This window comes from Myxococcus llanfairpwllgwyngyllgogerychwyrndrobwllllantysiliogogogochensis, from assembly GCF_006636215.1.
Lineage (GTDB): Bacteria > Myxococcota > Myxococcia > Myxococcales > Myxococcaceae > Myxococcus > Myxococcus llanfairpwllgwyngyllgogerychwyrndrobwllllantysiliogogogochensis.
The window spans coordinates 45,928-53,326 of record NZ_VIFM01000050.1; the positions used below are offsets into that span (position 1 = coordinate 45,928).

General features: G+C 68.3%; 6 protein-coding genes. 2 read left to right on the forward strand and 4 right to left on the reverse strand.

Annotation, left to right across the window (positions count from 1 at the left end; genetic code table 11):
- The first annotated feature begins 85 nt into the window (after positions 1-85).
- Positions 86-1,291 carry a DUF2380 domain-containing protein gene (locus tag FJV41_RS15170; protein ID WP_306440880.1) on the forward strand — a complete coding sequence of 402 codons (1,206 nt, stop codon included), beginning with the start codon at positions 86-88 and terminating at the stop codon, positions 1,289-1,291.
- Positions 1,288-1,758, forward strand: coding sequence for an NUDIX hydrolase (locus FJV41_RS15175; RefSeq protein ID WP_141643193.1), 471 nt, complete (start codon positions 1,288-1,290; stop codon positions 1,756-1,758). Before FJV41_RS15170 ends, FJV41_RS15175 begins: the two co-directional genes overlap by 4 nt.
- Before the next feature lie 26 nt (positions 1,759-1,784).
- On the opposite strand, the gene FJV41_RS15180 is transcribed toward FJV41_RS15175, so the two are convergent.
- The 4 genes from FJV41_RS15180 to FJV41_RS52225 all read right to left on the reverse strand — a co-directional run bounded on the left by FJV41_RS15180 (position 1,785) and on the right by FJV41_RS52225 (position 7,134).
- Positions 1,785-2,930 (reverse strand): methanobactin export MATE transporter MbnM, encoded by a 1,146-nt coding sequence (locus tag FJV41_RS15180; RefSeq protein WP_141643194.1) that lies wholly within the window; start codon positions 2,928-2,930, stop codon positions 1,785-1,787.
- Between the two features lie 36 nt (positions 2,931-2,966).
- Positions 2,967-3,824, reverse strand: a complete 858-nt coding sequence (locus FJV41_RS15185; protein WP_141643195.1) for an MbnP family copper-binding protein — start codon at positions 3,822-3,824, stop codon at positions 2,967-2,969.
- A 236-nt stretch (positions 3,825-4,060) separates the two neighbouring features.
- Positions 4,061-5,050, reverse strand: a complete 990-nt coding sequence (locus tag FJV41_RS15190; RefSeq protein WP_141643196.1) for a hypothetical protein — start codon at positions 5,048-5,050, stop codon at positions 4,061-4,063.
- Between the two features lie 221 nt (positions 5,051-5,271).
- Positions 5,272-7,134 (reverse strand): sensor histidine kinase, encoded by a 1,863-nt coding sequence (locus FJV41_RS52225; RefSeq protein WP_181790656.1) that lies wholly within the window; start codon positions 7,132-7,134, stop codon positions 5,272-5,274.
- Positions 7,135-7,399: the final 265 nt, after the last annotated feature.

Genomic DNA, 7,399 nt, shown 5'->3' on the forward strand with positions numbered 1-7,399 from the left:
GCCTGGCACCCTGGCTGGAGCGACTGGAGGCGGAGCGCGGAGCGCCACACTGACTCGACAAGCAATCCTCGAGTCCATCGACGAGATGAAGGGCTCGCTGGGGAGGGTCGAGTCCGCGTTGTCCAGGATTTCGACACGTCGGCCCGGCTTCGATGGCCGGGGCATCAACGGCGAGGTGTTCATGCGCTTTCTCCGCCTTGGCTCCAAGCAGGTGACGTGGATTCACGGCACGCTCGGAAGCGCGACGGTGATGGCTGGGGCCGCGTCGGAACTGGAGAACCCGGAGATGGAGCTGGGCGTCCTGCGCATGACGGGGCCACGGCTCCAGGCCGCGATGTTCGGAACACTGCTGCTCGCCACCTGGGTTGATTTCCTCCAGCTCACCGACGCATTGCTCCGGGAGTGCTTCATCTGCAGCTTCGAGAAGCAGTTCGTGGACCTCAACCGCGTCCGGGGCCTGGTGGAGACCCCGTTGTCGGACCTCGCTTCCCAGGACCCGAACCGTGTCGAAGCCGCGGCACTCGCGATGCCCGAGCTGATGGGGGCATTGACCCGGGAGTTCAACGCGATTCATTCGGACGGACGGGCGGCCATGGAGGAGGGAGGCAAGGTTCTGGTGGCCGTGCGGGTGTTGGAGATGGTCACCCTGATTTCCTCGCTGAAGATGTCGCTGCCTCGACTGCCCCCGGCCGCGCCCGCGACGCTCGGCGTGGGCCTCGCGATGAGTTCAGGGGGCGTCATGGCGGGCTCACGCATCGTTGTCTCCGCCGAGTGGGTGGAGCTGATGCGAAGGCTCGTGCAGGCAGGCGTCATCTCCCTCCCCGCCGTCAGCGCGGCCGTCCGCATCCACGGGGGTCAGGTGATGATGGCTCAGGCCCATCAAGACCTGCCCGAGGGCGTTCGTGACGCGCTGGGAGACAGTCCCGAGGTGAGGGGCATGCGGGTGACGGGCAAGGCAGGAGCGGGCATGTCCGACGCCCCGAAGCACCACGTCCTACCGAAAGAGCACCGGGAGTGGTTCGAGCAGCGCGGCTTCAAGGGCGACATGGACATCGACCAGTTCTGCGTCCGGCTGGAGCAGGCCCACCACGAGGCCATTCACGGCGGAGGCAACTGGACGCTGGGTCGCGTGTGGCCCGGTGAGTGGAACCGGATGCTCATGAAGACGCTGCGCGACGCCGAGGCTAGAGCAGGCCGGATGTTGACGCGGAATCAGGTCCTGGACATCGTCGCGGAGCGTATGCAGTTCTACAAAGTCCCGATCGTGTTCACGAAGGGGAGGAGCCGATGACGGACGAACTTTCATGGCGGGGGAATTGGAAGGCCCGCTTGTATGAGCGCGTTCGTGAGCGCGGCTACGATTCACTCACGGCCTTTGCCGAGGCCCGTCCCACCGCATCGTGGGTGGCATTGGCCGAGGAGCTGGGTCCGGACGACGTTGCCGGAGTTCAGGTGTACGACGGATTGGTGGCCGAAGCGGTGCGAAGCAAGCAAGTGACCCGCCTGGTTCGTGGACATCTCGTGCGCGAGCTATGGGGGAGCCTCCCTGATGGTTGGCCGGCAATGCTGGATGACGACAACCGCTTCAGGGTCGCCAAGGCACTCGGGCTCTGGTCCGGCATCGTCCCAGAGACGCATGAAGACCGCGTGCGATTGGCAGGTGATGCACTGCTCGCCAATCCACCTCCCGCTGGGTGGCGTCCACTCGGACCTGACGACGAGCTTCTCCGGAGGCTTCTCCCCGACGACGAAGCCTGACCGCTGGGCCGCTGGGCCGGAGCTTCCTATGGCTCCTCCCACGGGTTGGCGAATCGCGCGTCGCGCGTGAACTCCACATCCGTGAGGCTCTTGAGGAACGCCACCAGGTCCGCGCGCTCCGACTCCGTCAGCTCGAACGGCCGCACCAGCGGGTCCTTGTTCGGGTTCGCGCGTCCATCTCCCACGAACGGCCCCTCCGTCACGTTGCGCCCACCGGCCACGTAGTGGTCGATGACCGCCTCCAGCGTGGCGATGCTGCCGTCGTGCATGTACGGCGCCGTCAGCTCCACGTTGCGCAGTTGCGGCACGCGGAAGCGGCCCTGGTCCTCCGCCCGCTGGGTGAACTCGAACAGGCCCGGGTTGTCCAACGGGTACGCGCCCTTCCCGTCCACGTCGTACAACCCGTTGTTGAAGAACTGCATGTTCGGCAGCACCGAGTCCTTCGAGCGGAACGAGTTCGACAGGTGCCTTCCGCTGTGACAGTGGTAGCACTCCGCGCGCTCGCCAAAGAACAGCTCCATGCCCCGCCGGGCCTCCGGCGTCAGCGCCTCCCGCTCCCCTTGCAGATAGCGGTCATACGGCGAGCCGCCCGACAAGAGCGTGCGCTGGAACGACGCCAGCGCCTTGACGATGGTCTCCCGGTCCACCGGCTCCACCGCGTCGGGGAACGCCGCGCGGAACAGCTCCGGATACTTCACGTCGTCCCGCAGCCGCTGGAAGACCTCCTCCAGCCGGGGCGTCACACCCAGCTCCGTGGGGAACTCGTTGAACAGCGGCACCAGCGCCTGGGTCTCCAGCGTCTCCAGCAGCGGGTTCGCCCAGGTGTACGTGGCCAGATAGGCCACGTTCGCCAGCCCCGGCGAGTTGCGCGCGACGTGGTCCCCCGTGGAGCCCCGGGGCGTCGGCTTCCCATCCGAGAACGCCCGCGCCTGCTCGTGGCAGCTCACGCACGCCATGGTGCCGTTGCCCGACAGCCGCTTGTCGTGGAACAGGTGGCGCCCCAGCTCCACCTTCGCGTCCGACATGGGGTTGTCCGCCGGAACGAAGGGCTCCGGGAAGCCCGCGGGCAGCTTCCACGCATAGGGCGTGGGAGGCGGCGCACCCTCATCGCCCCCGCAGCCGACCAGCAACAACGCGCCCAGCGCGGCGCTCACCTTCCATGCGCGGAACATCTGGCACTCCTCGTTCACTCGCCGCGGGACAGGGCTTCAGCGGACCCGGAAGAACGTCGTCGGCAGCGCCTTGGGGCGGCCATCCGCGGTCAGGCCGAACTGCGAGAGGAACCCCGGGCACTCCGGGTCCGTCGCCCCCGACATGCACCCCGGCATCATGTCCGTCGTTCCATCCGGGACACGATTCACGTCCAGCTCCGAGTACAGCCCCGCCAGGTCCAGGACGACCTGATTGGCCTCCGGGTCGAAGCCCGCCAGGGTGATGGTCGCCTGGTTGTCCGCCGCACAGGTGAAGCCGTCCGGCACCGAGCCCCGACACCCCGAGGCCCCCATGTGGAAGTAGAAGCTCTCGTTCGCGCGGGAGCGGACGTCCAGGGCCACGAACTTGTAGCCGCCCTGCCAGCTCCACCACATGGGCGCCACGTTGAGCGGCGCGCGCTCGGCCTCCGCATCCAGGTGGTTCTTCTCCGGCGGCAGGCCCACCTTGAACTCCAGGCCCGTGTAGTCGTCATGCTCCGGCGCGGTGCCCACCACTTCGCGGCGCACCTCGGGGCTGCCCGTGGCGCACGTCCCGGTGCCATCCTCGAAGTCCAGGAGGGCAATCGCATCGCGCTGCCACGTCCCGTCCTGCGCGAGCTTCAGCGCGTGGCGCTCGCCATTGGCGCGCACCAGCGTGACGTCCCGCAGGTACATCTTGAAGTCGAGCAGCTCGATGACGCCCCGCGACGTGCCGATATCCGGGTAGCTGCCGCCGCACGTCAGCGCCTCCTGTCGCACCTGGGGGCTGAAACGCACGGTGTAGGTCTTGTCGCTCTTCTCGTCATCACCGCAGCCCTGCAGGAGCAGGAGGGCGGGCACGAGGGCCCAGGACGCGAGCTTCCGGACGGCGTTCATCGAATCGACCTCCACGGGGCGGATGCGAGGAGCGCACCGCGACGGACTGCAGGGGTACCAGCCCCGGGGAGCAAACGCCGTGTGGCATGTTGTCGCGGCGGGAATGCACACGCGCCCCAGGGTCCTTCGGGGCGGGAACGCCAACGACTCCCGAACATATCGCCGCCCGTCAACCGGTCGGCCCTGGTGACACCTCGCGGCGCGGGGAGCCGCGGGTCCAGGTCAGCCTGCTCGCACTACGGGCAGGCGCCGCAATCCGACGCGCAGTTGTTCGCGGCGGTCCCCGTGCCGCACTGCTCGGAAATCTGGCACACGCCGTCGCCGCACCGGTAGATGTCCTGGGGACGGATGCGCGTACTGATGGGGCGGTACGGCTTCCCGTTGTACGTGCAGCTCTTGTAGAACCCGCCGCGCAACGGGTCCGCCTGGCAGTGGTCCAGGCAGTTGCCCACGTGCGCAATCGCGGGCGCACACGCGGCGTCACCACTCCAGGACGACAGGCCGCAGGTGCGCACCGTGCTCTCGTCATAGGACAGGTAGCTGGTGTCGTTCGCCGCGAAGAGGCCCTCATTGGCGAAGAGGTTGCCGAAGAAGCACGCCTCCGGCTTGCTGAACAACTGCAGCTCCTCCGGGGTGGAGGGAATCGCCACGTTCGATGCGCCCTTGCCCAGCACGGAGATGTTCACGTGCACGCCGAACTTGTTCGCATGCGCCGCCAGGCACGCGGACACCACCTGCTGCTCCGTCACCGACGCGGGCTGCGGCTGCGAGCCCGCCACGCTCCCCGTCCACGACGGCGCCAGCCCCAACGAGCCCGGCCACGAGTACGTCGTTCCGCCATGGGTGTACGACAGTGTTTGCGTGGGCGACAATGCACAGCGGGCGACATACTTCATCAGCATTTCCGCCTGGGCTGGATTGGCGCTGAACCATGTATTGAACACGCCATTGGTGCTCAGCCCGTTCGTGCTCAACCCGTTCGTCGACAAGCCATTGGTGCTCAACCCGTTCGTCGACAAGCCATTGGTGCTCAGCCCGTTCGTCGACAAGCCATTCGTCGAGACCAGCCCCTCTTCGTGGGTGCCTGTCGACTCGTTCGGCTCGCCATCACCCATCCCCGCGGGGCCACATCCGATAGTGACGCTCAAGAGCGCGGGCAACCCCCACGCCGTCAGTTCTCGAAGGAAGGAAGGACGGGACTCGAAACGGCTGAAGCACTGGCGCATGGGACTGTCTCCGCGTTGGGGGTGACCGCGCGGTTTCTCGCGGCCAAGACAACGGGTAGTGCTTCTCGCCAGGAGCGACAGGTGTACCCACGTGCAATTCTTCCGCTGGGGTCGTGCGTCAGACAGGGACATCGTGAAACGGCTGACGATTCAGCCGTGTATCGACTCACGGTTGACGATGATTCACTGGCCGTGACACACCGCGAGACGTTCTTGAAACATCACCGCGCCGCGCGGCGGGCGTCGCGCGGCAGCGTCACGGTGAACGTCGTGCCGTCCAGCTCCGAGGAACGCACGTCCACGCTGCCACCATGCGCGTGGACAATCTCCCGGACGATGAACAGGCCGAGTCCCAGCCCACCCCGTCGTCGGCCCTTCTCGCGCGCGGCGCCGGCCTGACGGAACGGGTCGAACAGCGTGGCCAGCTGCGGCGCGGGAATGGGCGCGCCGGGGTTGTGGACCTCCACCACCTGGCGCGTCTCATAATCCAGACACCGCAGCAGCACGGGTGCGTCCTGGGCGCCGTGCTCCAGCGCATTACCCACCAGGTTGCTGAGCACCTGCGCCAGCCGGTCCGCATCCCACAGCCCGTCACAGCGGCCGTCCACGTCGAAGGCGATGTAGCGGTCCGGATGGACCGCGGACAGCTCCTCCACCACCTGCTGACACACGGTGGAGAGATTCGCCGGCGCCACTTGCAGGGGGATGCCGCCGGACAGCCTCGCCCGCGTGAGGTCGAGGATGTCCGAAATCATGGTGCCCATCCGCTCCGCGGACGCCTCGATGCGCTGGGCCATCTGCTGCTGGGTGGAGCTGATGGGGGCGCGGCGCCGCAGGGCCCGGGCGGACAGGGTTATGGCGTTGAGGGGGTTGCGCAAATCGTGGCCCAGAATCCCGATGAAGCGCTCGCGGAACTCCGCCTCCTCCGCCAGTCGCTCCAACGCGTGCTTGCGCTCGGTGATGTCCATCATCGAGCCAATCATCCGCACCGGCCGGCCCGCCGCGTCACGCGACAGCACGCCCCGGTCCAACACATGGGCCCAGCTTCCGTCATGGCGCAGGAAGCGGTACTCCGCCTGCCACGCGGCCCGGGTGGACGCCACGAAGTCGCGCAGCCCGTCCGCCACCGCGTCGCGCTCGTCCGGGTGCAGCCGCTGCGTCCACCAGCCCAGCTCATGGTCCGCCGCGTCGCGTCCGTAGCCGAACAGCTCCTCCTGTCCGGCATCCCAGCGCACGCGCCCCGTCGCCAGGTCGCAGTCCCACAGCACGTCATGCGTGGCGCGAGCGGCCAGCCGGTAGCGCTCCTCCGCCTCCCGCAGCGCGGCCTCCGCCTGCTCGCGCTCGGTGCAGTCCGCCACCACGCCCACCATGCGGTGCGGCCGCTCCGCCTCGTGGAAGCTCTGTCCCACCGCCTCGTACCAGTGCGTGGTGCCGTCCGCGTGCCGACAGCGGAACTTCAGCGTGTAGGCCCCGTCCACCGCCAGCGCCTGTTCGATTCCCCGCGCGACGCGGTGCCGGTCCTCCACCACCACACAGGACAGGAAGCTCGGCAGCGAGGTGCCCAGCGTTGCTGGCGCCTGGCCAAAAAACGCGTCCGCGTCCTGGGACCACGTCACCACGCGCCGCGCCTCCGTCCACTCCCACGCCACCATGCGCGCCTTGGACAGGGCCAGCCGCAAGAGTTCCTCGCGGGCCTGCACGTCCCGGGTGTTCTCCAGCGCCCCCTCCGCGCGCCGCCGGGCCTCCCGCTCCCGCTCCAGCGCGTCGCGCAGCCCCGCCGCGTCCTCCGGTGACGGCTCCAACAGCCACAGCGCCAGGCCGTCCGCCTCCTTGACGCCCACCACCTGGAAGCACGCGTCCAGCCCGTCGCGAGACAGGCGCAACGTCGAGGACAGGGGCACGCCCGTGGCCCAGACCCGCACGCACGCCTCCAGCTCCACGCCGCGCAGGCCCTGCTGCACCCAGCGCGAGACACAGGAGGGCACGCCCCAGTCATGCACGAAGTGCTCGGCCGCCGCGTTGAGCGACGACCACTGGAAGTCGAGCACCTCGCCCGCCGGTCCCCGCAGCGCTTCCAAGCGCATGCACGGTGCGGGACTTCCGGCATGGAGCGACCGTGCCAGGGCATTCCCTGGCAACGACGACAGGCTCACCATCGACTTCCCCCCGGCGCCCAGCACCCCTCCAGTCCACGTGCGGAGACTGGGGCGCGGAACGCGCGTTGGTAGAGAGTGCCATGTCCGAGGTGTCGCGAACTTGTCCTCGGGTACAGCGATTGCCGCAGTGCTCACCCGTAAGCACTGTGCGGCGCGAGCCACGTCCTCTCGCGCCCCCGACGCCCCGACCGGC

Coding starts and splice junctions, on each gene's coding strand:
- FJV41_RS15175 (WP_141643193.1), top strand. CDS start 1,288: ATGACGGACGAACTTTCATGGCGGGGGAATTGGAAGGCCCGCTTGTAT.
- FJV41_RS52225 (WP_181790656.1), bottom strand. CDS start 7,134: ATGCGCTTGGAAGCGCTGCGGGGACCGGCGGGCGAGGTGCTCGACTTC.
- FJV41_RS15190 (WP_141643196.1), bottom strand. CDS start 5,050: ATGCGCCAGTGCTTCAGCCGTTTCGAGTCCCGTCCTTCCTTCCTTCGA.
- FJV41_RS15170 (WP_306440880.1), top strand. CDS start 86: ATGAAGGGCTCGCTGGGGAGGGTCGAGTCCGCGTTGTCCAGGATTTCG.
- FJV41_RS15185 (WP_141643195.1), bottom strand. CDS start 3,824: ATGAACGCCGTCCGGAAGCTCGCGTCCTGGGCCCTCGTGCCCGCCCTC.
- FJV41_RS15180 (WP_141643194.1), bottom strand. CDS start 2,930: ATGTTCCGCGCATGGAAGGTGAGCGCCGCGCTGGGCGCGTTGTTGCTG.